General features: G+C 40.5%; 20 protein-coding genes, 1 tRNA gene and 1 pseudogene. 2 read left to right on the forward strand and 20 right to left on the reverse strand.

Features of this window, described 5'->3' with window-relative positions; genetic code table 11:
* Positions 1–14: 14 nt before the first annotated feature.
* The 8 genes from G589_RS0113735 to G589_RS0113765 all read right to left on the reverse strand — a co-directional run bounded on the left by G589_RS0113735 (position 15) and on the right by G589_RS0113765 (position 6,542).
* Positions 15–797, reverse strand: a complete 783-nt coding sequence (locus G589_RS0113735) for a ParA family protein (protein WP_026522541.1) — start codon at positions 795–797, stop codon at positions 15–17.
* Positions 785–1,036, reverse strand: coding sequence for a DUF6462 family protein (locus G589_RS0113740; protein WP_026522542.1), 252 nt, complete (start codon positions 1,034–1,036; stop codon positions 785–787). The genes G589_RS0113735 and G589_RS0113740 overlap by 13 nt, the downstream gene beginning before the upstream one ends.
* 2 nt (positions 1,037–1,038) lie before the next feature.
* Positions 1,039–1,404 carry a DUF6462 family protein gene (locus G589_RS20055; RefSeq protein ID WP_022766300.1) on the reverse strand — a complete coding sequence of 122 codons (366 nt, stop codon included), beginning with the start codon at positions 1,402–1,404 and terminating at the stop codon, positions 1,039–1,041.
* A 633-nt stretch (positions 1,405–2,037) separates the two neighbouring features.
* A complete protein-coding gene (locus tag G589_RS0113750; protein ID WP_022770063.1) occupies positions 2,038–3,258 on the reverse strand; it encodes a site-specific integrase in 1,221 nt (406 codons plus the stop codon).
* A gap of 165 nt (positions 3,259–3,423) precedes the next feature.
* Positions 3,424–3,606 (reverse strand): DUF6462 family protein, encoded by a 183-nt coding sequence (locus tag G589_RS22445; RefSeq protein ID WP_334290988.1) that lies wholly within the window; start codon positions 3,604–3,606, stop codon positions 3,424–3,426.
* Positions 3,521–4,243: a hypothetical protein gene (locus tag G589_RS22135; protein WP_022770064.1), complete on the reverse strand. Its 723-nt coding sequence runs from the start codon at positions 4,241–4,243 to the stop codon at positions 3,521–3,523. The genes G589_RS22445 and G589_RS22135 overlap by 86 nt, the downstream gene beginning before the upstream one ends.
* Before the next feature lie 245 nt (positions 4,244–4,488).
* Positions 4,489–4,647: a hypothetical protein gene (locus G589_RS21965; protein ID WP_022770065.1), complete on the reverse strand. Its 159-nt coding sequence runs from the start codon at positions 4,645–4,647 to the stop codon at positions 4,489–4,491.
* Positions 4,648–5,048: 401 nt separating this feature from the next.
* Complete coding sequence (locus G589_RS0113765; protein ID WP_022770067.1) at positions 5,049–6,542, reverse strand: radical SAM protein; 1,494 nt, start codon at positions 6,540–6,542, stop codon at positions 5,049–5,051.
* Positions 6,543–6,687: 145 nt separating this feature from the next.
* On the opposite strand from G589_RS0113765, the gene G589_RS0113770 reads away from it, so the two are divergent.
* Positions 6,688–7,236: a TetR/AcrR family transcriptional regulator gene (locus tag G589_RS0113770; protein WP_022770068.1), complete on the forward strand. Its 549-nt coding sequence runs from the start codon at positions 6,688–6,690 to the stop codon at positions 7,234–7,236.
* A gap of 107 nt (positions 7,237–7,343) precedes the next feature.
* On the opposite strand, the gene G589_RS22345 is transcribed toward G589_RS0113770, so the two are convergent.
* The 12 genes and pseudogenes from G589_RS22345 to G589_RS0113825 form a co-directional block, all read right to left on the reverse strand.
* Positions 7,344–7,478, reverse strand: coding sequence for a hypothetical protein (locus G589_RS22345; RefSeq protein ID WP_022770070.1), 135 nt, complete (start codon positions 7,476–7,478; stop codon positions 7,344–7,346).
* Positions 7,456–7,629: a helix-turn-helix domain-containing protein gene (locus G589_RS22495; protein ID WP_081669057.1), complete on the reverse strand. Its 174-nt coding sequence runs from the start codon at positions 7,627–7,629 to the stop codon at positions 7,456–7,458. The genes G589_RS22345 and G589_RS22495 overlap by 23 nt, the downstream gene beginning before the upstream one ends.
* Positions 7,630–7,811: 182 nt before the next feature.
* Positions 7,812–7,910, reverse strand: a pseudogene (locus G589_RS22450) (metallophosphoesterase); the annotation flags it as partial.
* On the reverse strand, positions 7,911–8,603 hold the full coding sequence (locus tag G589_RS0113785; protein WP_022770073.1) for a TVP38/TMEM64 family protein: 693 nt from the start codon (positions 8,601–8,603) through the stop codon (positions 7,911–7,913).
* 36 nt (positions 8,604–8,639) lie between these two features.
* On the reverse strand, positions 8,640–9,374 hold the full coding sequence (locus G589_RS0113790) for a GNAT family N-acetyltransferase (protein WP_022770074.1): 735 nt from the start codon (positions 9,372–9,374) through the stop codon (positions 8,640–8,642).
* Between the two features lie 4 nt (positions 9,375–9,378).
* On the reverse strand, positions 9,379–9,570 hold the full coding sequence (locus G589_RS0113795) for a hypothetical protein (RefSeq protein ID WP_022770076.1): 192 nt from the start codon (positions 9,568–9,570) through the stop codon (positions 9,379–9,381).
* Positions 9,571–9,603: 33 nt separating this feature from the next.
* Positions 9,604–10,401, reverse strand: a complete 798-nt coding sequence (locus G589_RS0113800; protein ID WP_022770077.1) for a putative ABC transporter permease — start codon at positions 10,399–10,401, stop codon at positions 9,604–9,606.
* Between the two features lie 57 nt (positions 10,402–10,458).
* On the reverse strand, positions 10,459–11,103 hold the full coding sequence (locus tag G589_RS0113805) for an MBL fold metallo-hydrolase (RefSeq protein WP_022770079.1): 645 nt from the start codon (positions 11,101–11,103) through the stop codon (positions 10,459–10,461).
* 20 nt (positions 11,104–11,123) lie between these two features.
* Entirely contained in the window at positions 11,124–11,678 is a 555-nt protein-coding gene (locus G589_RS0113810; protein WP_022770080.1) for a thermonuclease family protein, read from the reverse strand.
* The gene (locus G589_RS0113815) at positions 11,653–11,901 is read right to left on the reverse strand and encodes a hypothetical protein (protein WP_022770081.1); all 249 of its coding nucleotides are present in this window, start codon (positions 11,899–11,901) and stop codon (positions 11,653–11,655) included. Before G589_RS0113815 ends, G589_RS0113810 begins: the two co-directional genes overlap by 26 nt.
* An 80-nt stretch (positions 11,902–11,981) precedes the next feature.
* Positions 11,982–12,635 (reverse strand): histidine phosphatase family protein, encoded by a 654-nt coding sequence (locus G589_RS21685; protein ID WP_026512608.1) that lies wholly within the window; start codon positions 12,633–12,635, stop codon positions 11,982–11,984.
* Between the two features lie 64 nt (positions 12,636–12,699).
* Positions 12,700–12,772, reverse strand: a tRNA-Ala gene (locus tag G589_RS0113825).
* Positions 12,773–12,898: 126 nt separating this feature from the next.
* On the opposite strand from G589_RS0113825, the gene G589_RS0113830 reads away from it, so the two are divergent.
* The gene (locus G589_RS0113830; RefSeq protein WP_022770083.1) at positions 12,899–14,089 is read left to right on the forward strand and encodes a cation:proton antiporter; all 1,191 of its coding nucleotides are present in this window, start codon (positions 12,899–12,901) and stop codon (positions 14,087–14,089) included.
* Positions 14,090–14,529 lie beyond the last annotated feature (440 nt).

The following is a 14,529-nucleotide window of genomic DNA, read 5'->3' on the forward strand; positions in this document are numbered from 1 at the left end:
TCTGATTACTCCCTTCATGAATTATCTGCGACAAAATCTGTAAGTTCACTATAGGCACTTGCCACCTTGCCTTTTGGATCATATTCATATATGCTTTTACTCATAGCAGATGTTTCACTTGCTCTGATTGATAGCGGAATCTCTGTAGGAAGGACTCGGAGACTTTTGCCATATACTTCATTAACCTCTGCAATAATTTCCTTAGCATAGTTGGTTCTCTTATCAACCATAGTTAATAGAATTCCTTCAATCTCAAGCTTTGAATTAAGTCTGCGCTTTACTGTATAGATGGTCTTAAGCAGTGCCTGAAGACCCTTTACAGGAAGAAACGCTGCGGCACAGGGTATGAGGCAAGTGTCAGCACAAGCAAGTGCATTTACGGTCATAACACCCAGAGATGGCATGCAATCAATAATGATGTATGAATACTGGTCCTTTATCTGTTCCACATAATCCCTAAGTACCAGTTCTCTGCTCATTACGTTTACAAGTGATACCTCTGCAGCGGATAATCCGATATTTGAAGGAAGAAGATCTACGTTCTCGCTGTGGTGCATGATAGCAAAACCTTCCGAAATATCTTCCTCATTAACAATCTTCTCAATAACATCAACGATAGTGAGTTCAAGACTGTCAGGATCCTTATATCCCATGCAGATAGAAAGGCTCCCCTGTGGATCGTTATCAATTAACAGTACCTTATGCCCCTTGTTGGCAAGTCCTATTCCAAGATTCATAGCAGTTGTGGTTTTAGCTACCCCACCTTTCTGATTAGCGATTGCGATTACTTTGCACATACTTTTTTCCTCCCATCTTTTCCATTTTTCCTTAAGTAGTCCTCAAAGATTGCCCTGTTTATGAGAACCTTTTTATGAAGTTTGTAAAAGGCACCGGACCTGTCTGCCACACGAGTAACTGCCCTGTAGCTCATCTTGTAGTAATCAACGGCCATGTTGTAAGTGATAAAGCTTCTCTGGGCAAACAGAATATCTTCATCATCAATCTGATCAGAGAACTTCCATATTGTTCCGAACATATTCAGCCCTCTCTTTCTTCCAAAACTTTTTTCTCCCGATTACCATTTGTTTGATACATTCCTGCAGGCTGGTGGAATCTCTCAAGATACTCATCAAAGATGTCTCTGTTGATCAGAACGGTTCCTTCTCTTCTGTAAATCGCTCCTGCCTGGTCTGCCATCTCAAGAATTTTCTTATGCTCAAGGCTGTAAACAATTTCTGCATCCCTATATCTGAGCCACTTTTTCCTCAAGGTACGCATCACTACTTTTTCCTGGACTATAACTTCCCGGTTAAATGGACTGTTTTTCTCATTCTCATTTTCAAGTTCGCCAACGTAATCACGGTTATCATCAAAATACGGTCTGTCTTCTTTTTTTCTTTTCATGTATGATGTCCTCCTTATTTTTTATGTGCTGAAGAGCCATCCATGAATTAGCCAACAAAAAGAGCTACTTCTTAGAATTTTGTTTTCTAAAAAGTAGCTCTTATAACCTTTTGTAAAGTTATCGAAAAAAAGTTTTCTGTTTTTAACGGTGCGCCTCTGAGCGCATCTACAAACCTCTAAATTCATCTCCCGTTTGTCAGGAGTTTGTCAAAACATCACCTTGCGTCTCTTAAACCCGCATAAATACTGGTTTTACTGCTTCATGGACTTAAGTGTCGGGAAATTCCTTACTGATTTCACCATACCGTGTCTTAGCATGTCATACACGTTCGTTTTAGAAAGGTCTCGGGACTGACTTTTATCCATAGCGCGTCGTAGAGTGTACCTTATCTGCTGTCCTTTTTGGTGCAGGACGTGCCCTCTTTGGACACCTATGGATAATCTCCATGATGGAGAACCCGATGAATCATAATCGATATCTTTCAATATCTGCTGATGCACATTTCAGTTCGTTTACATCTCTGAACTTTGTACTAAGTTCAGCATAATACTTCCCGATCCATTTGTCATTACCTTTCCGTAAATTTTTAATCCAAATGACGCCTTCCATGTCCAAAGACATACCTGTGTCATTCAGATGATGATCTTGCCTTCAAGATTTGCCATCACTTCCTGCTTCTTTTCTCCGGTACATTCTGCATAGATGTCCATGGTCGTTGAGATGTCATGATGGCCCATGATCGACTGGATGACTTTCAAGTTGGACTCATTCTCGCACAGCCTCGTGCAGAATGTATGTCTGAGATTGTGGGCTGATATCTGCGGTATCATAATAGGTTCTCTCTTCTCCTGCTTTGCTAGTCTTTCCTCCAGCTTGTTGGCATCATCTATGATGCTGTGGAGTGCGCGGTTGACTGCTCCTGCCATCTGTACGGTTCTGCTACCCGTGGAAAAGACAAATCCAGAATAGCCATCAACTTCCTCCTCGCAGAAACCGATGATCTTCTGGAACTCATATTCCATAAGAAAAGCATCAAACACTTCCTGTACCATGGGTATTGTCCTCATTCCGGCGGCAGTCTTGGTTGTAGTCTCAATACGCTTTCTGCAGTCGCCCTCCTCATCAGGTCTGTCACTAAGTGAATGGTTGACACTGATGATACGCTTCTCGAAATCAAGGTCATCCCAGGTAAGGCCGAGACATTCTCCTATTCTCATCCCGGTTCCCAGAAGGATTGTAAAGATCGGAAGCCATCCGTGATACTTGCTGCTGGAGCGAAGGAAATCCATAAACTGCTTCTGCTCCGGAATCGAAAGGGCAAATCTCTTTTCCTTGATCCAGTACCTGCTGTGCTTTATCTCGTTCATTACCCCTTCTGTAGGATTGGTTCTGATAAGCCCGTCCCTTACTGCCATCTGAAAAGCAGGATGGAGCACCGTGTTCACGTGATCAACTGTGGTTGCCTTTAGTCCCTTGTCAATCATCAGGCCATAGTAGAACCTCTTGATATCTGAGTACTTGATATCGACAATCTTACATTTTCCAATCCCCTCATCAATGTACTTGGCACTGTTCCTGTAAGCTCCTCTTGTAGATACCTTAAGGTCATACTTGGTAGCAAGGTAACTGTCAACCATATGGCTCACTTCGATCGTGCCTGCCTTATGAGGGTCGAGTCCATCCTCATAGTCGCGCAGGAGTTTTTTCTTGCGCTCCCTCATTCCAACCAGTGTCTTTGAATAGATCTGATGTCTTTTACCTGTGCGGTCTGTGTAGGCAAAGCAGTATCTGCCGTCTGCTCTCTGATACTCACCGCTATGCAGAACATATCCTCTATTATCTTTTCTTGGCATTTGATTCCTCCATTTATCTAATAAAAAGAGGAATAGCCGGTTCATAAGTTCATTATAATCCGTCATATTCCTCAGTTTCAATCCATATTTATCCTCTTAAAAATCCCAAAAACCGCATAAATGCTGCTATTTGGACTTGTGTGTATCTGTATGGATCCCTATGGATTACTCATCATACTCACAATTATTTTCTATGTGATCATTTACCTTAATCGTATCGATCAGAACACGTCCCTTCACGTAATACCTTGCTTTTGCATCTTTAGCCAGCTCTTCTATAGAGTGTCTCCCCAGAGAATACAGAAGCATCGCCTCCTTGTAGGTTACGTATTTTTTCTGACCCGACATCACCAGTTCCCTCAGTTCTTTTTCCTCCAATTGCTTCCTCATCTTTGGCATTGCACAACTCCTTCCATCTTCTCATCTGTTTTCTTCTTGTATCTTCTATGAATTCTATTGCCTTTTTCTTTACCTTGCTGCGGTTGCGGTAAACCCTTGACTTGGCAGAGTCGTAATAGTTCTTGCTGTCATCCGCAATCTGCTGGAGATCTCTTTCTCCTGTAAGAAGGTCTTTGACTTCATTTCTCTGCTTTCTTGGAAGGATGACCATCGCATCATTGAGGTCCTTATAATCTGTCCTCATATCCTGAAGAGCCTGGATCTGGATGTCGTGCTTCATATCCTCATCCGCCCCCTTCATGGCATCATCAATGTTCCCATCCTGTATATCCTGTATCAGGGTCAGATTTCCTGTCGCCTCCATGCAGGTCGGATCACTCTTCCCTGAGGTCTGGACCCTGATACCAAGATCTCCTCTTGCCTCTCTCCGGTTAAAAGCCTTCTCTTCCTTAATATCATCAAAGAGCCTTCCTTCAAACATATCCGCCAGCTCAAGAAAGTTATCATAGTGTTCAAATATGATATCGATCCTCTTGCCGTTGTCAGATTCCGCATAAATAAGTAGAAAATCATTTTCAGCCGCCATCTTTCCCTCCTTTGAAACGATGAAAACCAAAAGCAATATGTTGTTAGTCTTAAGACTCTTATATAATATAGTAGAAACAGCTTCAAAATCGTCCGATGTTCAGACATCATGTTCCGAGTTTCAGACATAATAAAAGCAGCCATTCAATGACTGCTTTCATCCTAAAAAACTCCCGACCAGATGTCGAGAGTTTATGGTATATCCAACTATAAGAACCAGTTAGGCAAGTTGATTTTCTAAGAAAGTTATGAGCGCCTTTTATCTTCAGGAACCCATGTATGCCATGCTGGTGCTTTAGGCATCTCCTCCCCTGTGATCAGGGACTTGATCACACGTCTGTGGATGAAAAGACATCCACCAAAGAGTATTGCTACTACTGCCAATATTACATTTCCTGACTTCATCTTAAACCTCCTGCTGTTTATTTGTTCAATTGTTTTTCAATGCTTCACACTAAGGTATCCGGCTTCTCTGAAGGTATAAACCTTTCAGCTATATTTCCATCTTTATCAATTTAAACAATTTAATACAATATGATTGTATCACATTCAATTCTGAATTCAAGATATCTTTTATTAATTCTTTGTTTATATTTACAAAGCATTAAGCTGCTTTGTACGGTAAATTTTCAGGGTAAACGCACACTTTTTAATAAATAAATTATCGAACTAAATGCACACAAAGCCAGAGTTTTTCAGCACTCTGGCTTATTTTTTATGCCCTTAACTTCACTGATTCAGGTGAATAATAGCTTCTGACAAATCCAGAGTATTAAGCCGTATTTTGGAAAAACGCTTATCTTTAATCATGCATGTTTTTTGAAATCTTTGGCAAGGCCTGTTTTCTTCTCTTCAAATCTCATAATATTATCATTTTCTATCCTATTAGCCGGTGCATAATTTTCATACTTCTTTTTTTGATGTGGCTGCGATTTCCAAATCTCATCGGCAGCAGGGGCCCACTTGAGAGCATAGTCATCACACTTTGCACATAAATGCTCTACACTCTCCTCCGATTCTTCATTTGTGCCATGTGCTTTTGATCTTTCCACCATCTCCCTTAGAAGTTTTGGATTTTCGAGCATCGGACACGGTCTTAAGTGATTTTTATTAAAGGGCTGTCCCTTATGATATTCCATGAAAAGCGGACTCTTTAGCATTTCCAAAATAGAATTGTCATGTATATTAGTGTTTGAAAAATGGATGAAAACGCAAGGTTCTGCATCTCCGCTTGAGTTAATATGGAAATAATTCCTTCCACCTGCAATACATCCACCTACAGCTTCTCCGTCATTCTGAAAATCCATCGGAAAGAAGCCTGTATCACATTCGTTTGAGCGAATCCATCTGATACGTTCTATCATCAGCTTTCTCTGCTCTACGGTAGGCATCAGCTCCGGTACCGCATTATTTCCAACCGGCATATAGTGGAAGAAAAAGCCAAATCTCGCGCCTTTTTCTGCAATATACTTTATAAATTCAGGATTTGTCACGGCTTCAATATTATTTCTTGTATAGCAAATAGATGTACCAAAGAGAATCCCGTATTTTTTGAAAAGAGACATTGCATTCATCACTGCATCATAATGACCGATTCCTCTTCTTGCATCATTAGTTTCAGGTGTCCCCTCTATGGAAAGCATGAATGTAATATTTCCCAGCCGTACAACCTCTTTACAAAAATCATCATCCACAAGAGTTGAATTACTATATATTCCGAACTGCACATCATTATGCTTTTCTGCAAGCTTAAGTATATCTGCCTTCCTGACAAGGGGCTCTCCACCTGTCATCATATAGAGATACACGCCCAGCTCTTTTCCCTGAGTTACTATCTTATCCATATCGGCAAAAGACAAATTGTTCTTTGGTCCATAAGTGCCTGACCAGCATCCTTTACAGTGCATATTGCAGGCAGAAGTAGGATCAAAAAGTATAAGCCATGGTATGTTACAGCCGTATTTTTCCCTGTTCTTCCGTATAGTCTTTGTTCCCCTGAAGAAAGCCTCGTACCCCAGATTGAGCATGGTCATTTTGGCTATATGCGGATCAGTTTCATCCACTACTCTGTTTATAAAGTTTACCCAGCGGTTATCCGGATCCTTAAATGCACGTCTAACAGCTTCCAGTTTTTCAGGATCAGCAGCCTTCTTTCCCCAAAAGCGTTCTGCTTCATCAACGAGCTTTAAGTATGTTTTGGTGCGGTCATCAGTCTTATCAAGATGGCCAAGGAATTTGTCTATCAGGATACTAAAAGCTTGTCTTTGCGCTGCATGTGAAATATTTGTAAATGTGTTCATATCGTCTCCCAGTATTTTTATGAATATTGACAAAACATCTGTCTGATAATACATTTATATCATCTATACAAATGTCAAACAATATGTTGTGCGTATTTGATACACAATTTTACAAAATGTCGTGACAATACAAATGGAGGCCAAAATGTCCACAGAGCTTGAAAAAAGAAATATACGAAGAATGTCAAATAAGGAGTCCAATAGAATTACTAAAGAATGCATCTGTGATGCGCTGATCGGATTGATGAAAGAGCATCCGTACAAAGATATAAATATGACCATGATAATAAAAAAATCAGGAGCTTCAAGAGCTTCTGTCTACAGAAATTATCCTTCAAAAGAGGCTATCATTCAAGACATTACAAAAAACATAACTGACGAGCTCAGCGCTTCTTTGACAGGACTGTTGCAGAAAAGTAACACGTATGAGTGGTTTTTAAAGGTGTTTTCAAGGCTGCACTCCGATAAAGACATGTGTGTACTTATCCGTAATTCAAATATCTCTTTTACGGATATGTTCTATAATGCCTTATGTATTGCCTCAGACAGCGAATACGCTTCCCATCATGAATATATTGCCAGAGGTATTGCTGCCGGCTTATGGGAAGTGTCGCTGACATGGATAAAAAACGGTATGAAAGAATCTCCTGAATATATGGCAAGGGTATGCTCAGAAACCTTAAGATTGGAATGAAAATTACTTAACGAAACATCCAAAAGTTTTATTCAAGAGACAAAATCTGAAAAGCTTGCCCCATCCGGAAACAAATCCTGATTCATATCATCACGTCACCCTTCATACTATACTGACACGGCATTTCGTCCAAGGATATTGGGTTCGTCTGTAAAAAAAGCAATGATTGTATCCCCAAAGTACTCTGAAAGCTCAGCATAGTATTTCTCATGAGTAAGTTCAATAAACTTTTGCACCTTCATAACGTTTTCCTTTAAATACACGATGCTTTTCAATTTCTCTGATTACAGTTGAATGGGATTTTCCTATCTTTCTAGATATCAGATTAGGATTAAGATTATTATCAAGACCTTCCTGAATATAAATACGATCATCTAATGTCATATGAGACATTTTTTCACCTGTCTTTCATATAATGTGTTGATCATCATATGAACACAAGAGACCCATATTCGAAATACGTCTTGATATATAGAAAAAAAGAATTCTCAGACTAAACGCAACACCTATAGAATAGTGTGCTTTTAATCTGAGAAATACGCGTTTAACTAAATAATTTACAAAGCTGCTTTTCACATTCTTTTTTCGTGATTTCTCCATGCTTTTCCGAATACATCCATTGGTTTGTCTGCCTGAAAAGACAGATGGAGATCTCCAAGTGCATATAGTGCCATTTATTCACCACTATTAACAGTTTTTTTCTTAATAAGCATAGCAACAGCCAGGTAAACGACTACTGCAATGATCGCGCCCGCAGCAATATAGCTGTATTGGTTCTCTAGCATCTTTTCAGCTCCGAATGTATAGATAAAGATATGCGGAAACCTTGCAACAAAAGTGATCAGGATCCATTGGACCACATTTTCTTTTGAATAAAAGCCAAGCCATGCATACGTATCTTTTGGTAATGGTAAAAGCATGAACAGAACATGTACTAATACCGGATTTTTATTTAGAACAAGATTTTCAACCTGTTCCAATTTACTTTTGGGAAAAAGCAGAAGCAAAAAATCTCTTCCAAATTTCTTTCCCAAGAGGAATGCAGTTGTGTTTGCCATAGTTGCAAATATATCACAAATGATTGCTCCCTTAATGCCTCCAAATGCAGCGCCAGCAGCAAGATAAAACGGAAGTCCTGGTATGCAGTTTGAGAGTGTCTGTAAAAAAACAAAAAATCCAAACACTAATAGTCCAAAGATGCCTCTGCTTTTAACATATTCTTGAAATCCATCTGCATCACCAACAAAAGCAATCATAGGTTTTCCAATTAAAAAGTAAATACCAAGCAGGAAAAAAGCAACAAAACATACAATCAGGATTCTCCGCTTATTATTCTTTTGAGATTTGTTTGTGGACTCTGATTGCATCGCATGTCCTCTCCAAAATGACAGTATATGTGAAAATCATTCGAGCCTATCTGTTACAAGTTCTGCCCAGGCCGGTACAAACCCTGAACCGATAGCAACCTTTTGGGAAGCGATATGTCCCATGGAAGTACCGTAATATGGAAGCCTTCCCTTATCAAGGATCTCATTTTTAAGAAGCGCAACAAGCATCTTTCCTATGCCCTTCTGTCTTCCGTTTGGCTCCACATTTATTCCTATCTGCCACATCATAGGACTGTCCATGCTTGCCCCTGCCATACCAAGGATTTCACCATCCTTTATGGCTGCGACACCTACCATGTCAGGTGCAGTTTTGCAGAAGGTATAAGCTTCGCAGAACCTGTTATCTCCCCTAAACTGCTCGATTTCCTTGCCCCGATACCACTTAATATCATATCCGGAAGTGTCTACATCAGATTTTTCCTCGGATATATAAAACGGATGGGACATGCCTATCTGGTATCCATCCTGATGCAGTCTGTCGTTCAGCTTTCGAAGGTTTTTTGCTTCCATAAACCACTCAGAACCATAACTTTCAAAGTTTTCCTGACACCAGGCAATAATATCTTCTCTGCCGGTAAACAGGAGCTTTCCGTTAACACATACAAGCTTAAGGTAGCATTCTTCTTTTTCCTGGTATCTGCGCCTGCCATCTACAGGGCTATACTTAGTAAAGTGGTTTTTATCATCAATTACATCTTCCCGAGAGCAACAGTAATCACGGGATAGCTGTTCACAAAGTATATCGTTCATAGTCCTACTCCATCTCTCCGGTTTCTTTACTGATCCTTATTGTGCTGTCTCCCATAAGCGGCATGATATCCCCGTCTTCTCTGACAAGACCAAGTCCGAAACACCAATACTCCGGATCCTTAAATGAGTTTACAATAACAAGATTATCTGCCAGCTTTTGTTTTAATATTTCTCTGGCTTGTTTCTGATCTATCACGCTAAAACCTCTTCTTTACTTTAAGCTCATTTTTCATTTTCTACTATGATCGCGATGGTCACGGAGGGCAGTCTTAAGACTGTCAAGAACAAGCTCCCTTCCACGATTATGCTCGCTGCTACTATTAAGCAATGGTGTAAAACTTTTAATATTATCTACAATCCTCTTTTGATTGACATTACTTCTTTCTATAAAAGCTCTGCTCCTCTCAATTCTGTTTTTGATATTTTCTGGAATCTCTGCGACTTTATCGTATCTTTCCTGGGCTTTTTCGTTAAATTCGGCGTGGATTTTTTCAACTTCCTCAAGCAGCTGTGAAAGGCTGACTTCTGTCATAGCAAAATCTGCACCGAACAAGATTGCGAAGCATAGGGCAAGAAGCTCATAGATTAGTGGTGGGATAAGCCCTCTTGCAAATGCTATCAGCGGAAGCAGATACTTTATGATAAGAACACCGGCTATCCCAAATGTGCAGCTTACAGGGACGCATATCCTCCCCTGTATATTGAGCGGCATTTTACTGTAATCCCACCATCTGGCATGGAATCTTTTTTCCAGAACCCATGAGGTACCAAATTCTGCTATGGCGCTTCCTATATAACATAGGATAAACAATATCCATACAGGAAAATCAGGTTCCGAAAGCCTTGGAAAAAGTACAAGAACTAATGATGCGCCCACTACACATGAGCCATATATGGGACAGATGGGTCCGAAAAGAAAGCCTCTGTCGGCCCATTTCTTTTCTTTTACAGTGCAGTATATGGATTCCCACACCCAACCCAGAAAGCTGTACAGAATAAATTCGACAAAGTACTGAGAAACAATCATAACTAACCTACAATATCTGCTTTCCTTTAAATATTTCTTTCAGGCGATGCTGAATTTTCATTCGAAATACTGTATCTTCTCTATCACCTTTACAGGAGAAGATACAAGCTTTGCAAATGCCTTCCCATCAGTCTTTTTCCCTACAATACTGCCGTAATGTGTGGGAATTGCATACTCGGGACGAATGATGTTTACGAGCTCTGCAGCTCTTTTAACATCCATCGTATATGTTCCGCCTACAGGGACAAGTGCGATATCACATCTGACTTGCTTTGCCTCTTTTGTTGCGCCGGTATCTCCGGCAATATAGACCCTTTTCCCGTTGATCCGTAAGATATATCCAAGCCATTCTGCCCTTCTTGGATGAAATGGCTTAACTGTATTGTATGCAGGAATCGTTTCAACTTCTAATCCGGATAATTCCTTATAGATCCCTGGTTTTAGGGGAATAATGCTCTTAACTTCTGCAGAGAGTTCCCTGGCATCATCCTCCATTCTTGCCGGGACTACAAGTACTGTGCTGCTTTTTATGACTTTTCTTATGTCCTCGATTGAAAAGTGGTCTGAATGAGAATATGTTATGAAAACGTAGTCAGCATCATGGGGGTCACTTTTCATCTGAAAAGGATCCACATAGATTGTTCTGGTTTTATCTTTTATTCTTATACTGCTTTGCGTAAATACTTCAATGTTATCTAACATTAATTACTATTTCCGTACTTTTAATTAAAAAATCCTGTTCCCCAGAAGCCTGCTTTCTGCTCTTTGGCAATCAGCTCCTGAGCTGCAAACCTCTCTGCGTATTTGGTATTGGGCTCGATCTCCATGGTTTTAGCATATCCGTTTTTTATGAGGAGCTCATTTACCATTGTACTCCCATCGGGGAGGTATACATAAGCCAGAGTTCTTTGGTAGCTGTCAGTTTGTTCCTTGTCATACTCAAGGTAAACACTATTACCTTCAAGGAGGTTTCTGGTATACTCAGATGCCTTATCTCCCTCAGGAGTATTCTCTTTGTAGCCGTCGGAGGCCACGCTTTCCGGAGTGTCTATGCCGATGAGCCTTACATGGACATCGCCACCATCACTTTTAACAATGATCGTGTCACCATCTATGACACTCACCACATCATAAGGGCCATCAAGGTCCTGCGAAACTGAATTGATGGATTGCTTTAAGAGATACGTGATCAAATATATGAGAGCAAGAACTGCCACTGTGGCAATTACGCTCAGAATGTATTTTTTGTTTCTATTCTTCCTCTTCTTCGTCGCCATTAGAAGATGATTCCTTATCTCTTATGCTATCTATTCCGCTTTTGATTGTTTCCTTGATCTTAGCCTTAACTTTTTTCTTGGCCTTCTTCTTAAGAATCTTTAGGACGATCAGAAGGATGATGAGCCCCAGTACGCCGAGAATAATGAAAATATTATCCTTAAGCATTTTTATGGCTTTTTCACGTTGTTTCTTCCTAATGTATTTTTCTATACGTTCTTTCATGACTGTTTCACTCCAGATTCTTTCTATCGATCTTTCCAATATACATATAAGTAGCTCTTTTTATTTTTTGTATCGGCATCTTACTGATCATAGGCGTTGCTGATTAGGTTTTCATCATAATAGACCTTGTCATCTTCTATGAGCTTGGCCTCCCCACCTACGACCTCAATAATGTTTACGCTGCAGTTAGGAGGCGTATGTCCATGCCAGAAAGGCTCATCAGCAGGATAAACTTTTCGGAGCATGGCTCTCAAGGAGCACCCATGCATGAAAATTATTACGTTCTTATCCTGAAGGCTCTTGTCTGAAACAAGTTCATCCCAAAAGGCGCCTGTTCTCTTGCACACATCAAGGATGGATTCTCCGTTTGCTGGTCCTTCATAATGAAAGGGGTCAGAGTAGATCTTCCAAAAAGAGTCGTCACCTATTTCAAAGTTACTTTTAGTACAGCAAAGGCCATCCCATTCGCCAAAGTTTATTTCTTTGAGCCTATCATCTGTGATGATCTTATCAGTTGAGCCGGCTTTGTTCTCTGAAATTATTAGCTGGCCTGTCTCAAATGCTCTTTTTAGAGGGCTAGAGTATGCTGCATGAAAGCAGATATCAGAAAGCTTCTGCCCTGTAATTTTCGCAAGCTCTCTTCCGCTCTCTATCAGCGGTTCATCTATCCATCCCTGGAGCCGCCCTTCGCTGTTTAGTTTTGTTTCACCATGCCTTACTATGTAGATTTTCAATACTCTTTTCTCCTTGAACTTCAATGGGGCAAAAGCCAGAAAAACTCCCTCTAAATATATCAAATGGAGCGTACGGAACTTGACCCCGTGACCTCTTCGCTGCCAGCGAAGCGCGCTCCCAACTGCGCTAATGCCCCATATCATACCTATTATATTGGCTTTTGTCATAAATTACCATATCTAGCGCATGCAGAAAAAACCTTGACTGACTTTGTCAAAAGGAGCATACTCATTCATTAGAATTTACTGAAAGGAGAAAAATAATGGATACAATTCAAATATTAAGAGATCTAGTAATTATAATAGTCAGTGCAAAACTCTTTGGGCTTCTAGCCAGAAAGCTCCACGCCCCTCAGGTGGCAGGCGAAATTATTGCAGGGCTGATCATCGGTCCCACATTGTTTGATCTTGTGGAAGCCGGTGATTTTCTTTCCGGAATGGCTGAAATTGGTGTAATACTGCTGATGTTCAGTGCAGGACTTGAAACAGATATAGATAAGCTGAAGAAATCCGGTATCAAAGCCACAATAATTGCATGTAACGGTGTTGCAGTTCCTCTGGTTCTGGGCGCTGTGTTGTACATGGCTTTTTACGGCTTTGCCGCTCCCGGTTCTACGGAATTTATCAGAGCTCTTTTTATAGGAACAATTCTTACAGCAACCTCCGTAAGCATTACAGTTCAGGTGTTAAAAGAGCTTGGAAAAATATCTACAGATGTTGGAACAACAATAATGAGCGCCGCTATCATCGACGATGTGATAGGAATCGTTGTTCTTACTGCAGTTCTTGGTCTTAAGGATCCTAACGCCAATCTGATTGTCGTTGTTATCAAGACAATTGCTTTCTTTGCTCTTTCTTTTGTTGTAGGAATAGCAATCTTTAAGCTCATGCAAAAAGTTGAACACAAATGGCCCCATACCAGAAGAATTCCAATCATGGGACTGGCACTGGCATTTGCCATGGCCTATGTTGCAGATAGGTATTTTGGAGTAGCAGATATCACAGGTGCATACGTAGCCGGTATAATCTTAAGCTCTTTGGATAATTCTGAGTACATTGACAGAAAAATGGATATTAACTCATATATGATCTTTGGTCCCGTATTTTTTGCAAGCGTAGGACTTCAGACCAATTTAAAGACTGTTGATATGACAATTCTTGCTTTTTCAGCAGCATTTGTAATTGTTGGACTGCTTGGAAAAGTTGTGGGCTGTGGACTTGTTGCAAAACTCCTTAAATATAATACTTCAGATGCGTTAAAGATTGGCGTAGGAATGATGACCAGAGGCGAAGTAGCCCTTATTGTGGCACAGCGTGGTCTTAAAGCTGAAATAATAGACAGCAGATACTTTACAGCTGTAATCCTTTTAATAGTATTAAGTTCAATCCTTACACCGATAATCCTGAAGGCAATGTATGCTTCGGATGAACCCAAAGAAAGACAGACGCAATAATTCCAGTCTGGAGAAATTGGAGCGCATGAAGTTCTCCCCCGTGACCCCCACACTGCCAGTGTGATGCGCTTCCAACTGCGCTAATGCCCCGTATATATCCGTAATCTAAAGCTACAATAGGTGACGACTCTACTTCCGGCCCCAATGATACTCAGCAAACTCTATCTGCTCATGTAGATATGATACGCCTTCTGGTGGGAGCTCATTGATTTTTTGAATGAGGTCTGGAGAAGCAAATCCCATTAGCTCTAGAACACTTATAAATAACTTGCGAGAAAACCCCTCAAACTAGACCCTCAAACCAAACCCTCAAAAACTCCCCATACTAAAAGGGCCTGACCCTCAAGTCCAATGTCATTAAGTTAAGGGTCGCGAATCAATCAAAGATATAATAAAGAGAGACTGATAGCATTATTTCAGTCTCTCTTTTGCTTTTTATG

This window comes from Butyrivibrio sp. VCB2001 (assembly GCF_000423965.1).
Taxonomy (GTDB): domain Bacteria; phylum Bacillota; class Clostridia; order Lachnospirales; family Lachnospiraceae; genus Butyrivibrio.

Excerpts from the sequence above, each read along its gene's own strand:
- G589_RS0113815 (WP_022770081.1), bottom strand. The coding sequence starts at position 11,901 with ATGAAAGAACGTATAGAAAAATACATTAGGAAGAAACAACGTGAAAAA.
- G589_RS0113830 (WP_022770083.1), top strand. The coding sequence starts at position 12,899 with ATGGATACAATTCAAATATTAAGAGATCTAGTAATTATAATAGTCAGT.
- G589_RS21965 (WP_022770065.1), bottom strand. The coding sequence starts at position 4,647 with ATGAAGTCAGGAAATGTAATATTGGCAGTAGTAGCAATACTCTTTGGT.
- G589_RS0113805 (WP_022770079.1), bottom strand. The coding sequence starts at position 11,103 with ATGTTAGATAACATTGAAGTATTTACGCAAAGCAGTATAAGAATAAAA.
- G589_RS0113800 (WP_022770077.1), bottom strand. The coding sequence starts at position 10,401 with ATGATTGTTTCTCAGTACTTTGTCGAATTTATTCTGTACAGCTTTCTG.
- G589_RS0113735 (WP_026522541.1), bottom strand. The coding sequence starts at position 797 with ATGTGCAAAGTAATCGCAATCGCTAATCAGAAAGGTGGGGTAGCTAAA.
- G589_RS0113765 (WP_022770067.1), bottom strand. The coding sequence starts at position 6,542 with ATGAACACATTTACAAATATTTCACATGCAGCGCAAAGACAAGCTTTT.
- G589_RS0113785 (WP_022770073.1), bottom strand. The coding sequence starts at position 8,603 with ATGCAATCAGAGTCCACAAACAAATCTCAAAAGAATAATAAGCGGAGA.
- G589_RS0113770 (WP_022770068.1), top strand. The coding sequence starts at position 6,688 with ATGTCCACAGAGCTTGAAAAAAGAAATATACGAAGAATGTCAAATAAG.
- G589_RS0113740 (WP_026522542.1), bottom strand. The coding sequence starts at position 1,036 with ATGTTCGGAACAATATGGAAGTTCTCTGATCAGATTGATGATGAAGAT.
- G589_RS0113750 (WP_022770063.1), bottom strand. The coding sequence starts at position 3,258 with ATGCCAAGAAAAGATAATAGAGGATATGTTCTGCATAGCGGTGAGTAT.
- G589_RS0113810 (WP_022770080.1), bottom strand. The coding sequence starts at position 11,678 with ATGGCGACGAAGAAGAGGAAGAATAGAAACAAAAAATACATTCTGAGC.
- G589_RS22495 (WP_081669057.1), bottom strand. The coding sequence starts at position 7,629 with ATGTCTCATATGACATTAGATGATCGTATTTATATTCAGGAAGGTCTT.
- G589_RS22345 (WP_022770070.1), bottom strand. The coding sequence starts at position 7,478 with ATGAAGGTGCAAAAGTTTATTGAACTTACTCATGAGAAATACTATGCT.
- G589_RS0113790 (WP_022770074.1), bottom strand. The coding sequence starts at position 9,374 with ATGAACGATATACTTTGTGAACAGCTATCCCGTGATTACTGTTGCTCT.
- G589_RS22135 (WP_022770064.1), bottom strand. The coding sequence starts at position 4,243 with ATGGCGGCTGAAAATGATTTTCTACTTATTTATGCGGAATCTGACAAC.
- G589_RS20055 (WP_022766300.1), bottom strand. The coding sequence starts at position 1,404 with ATGAAAAGAAAAAAAGAAGACAGACCGTATTTTGATGATAACCGTGAT.
- G589_RS22445 (WP_334290988.1), bottom strand. The coding sequence starts at position 3,606 with ATGTCGGGTCAGAAAAAATACGTAACCTACAAGGAGGCGATGCTTCTG.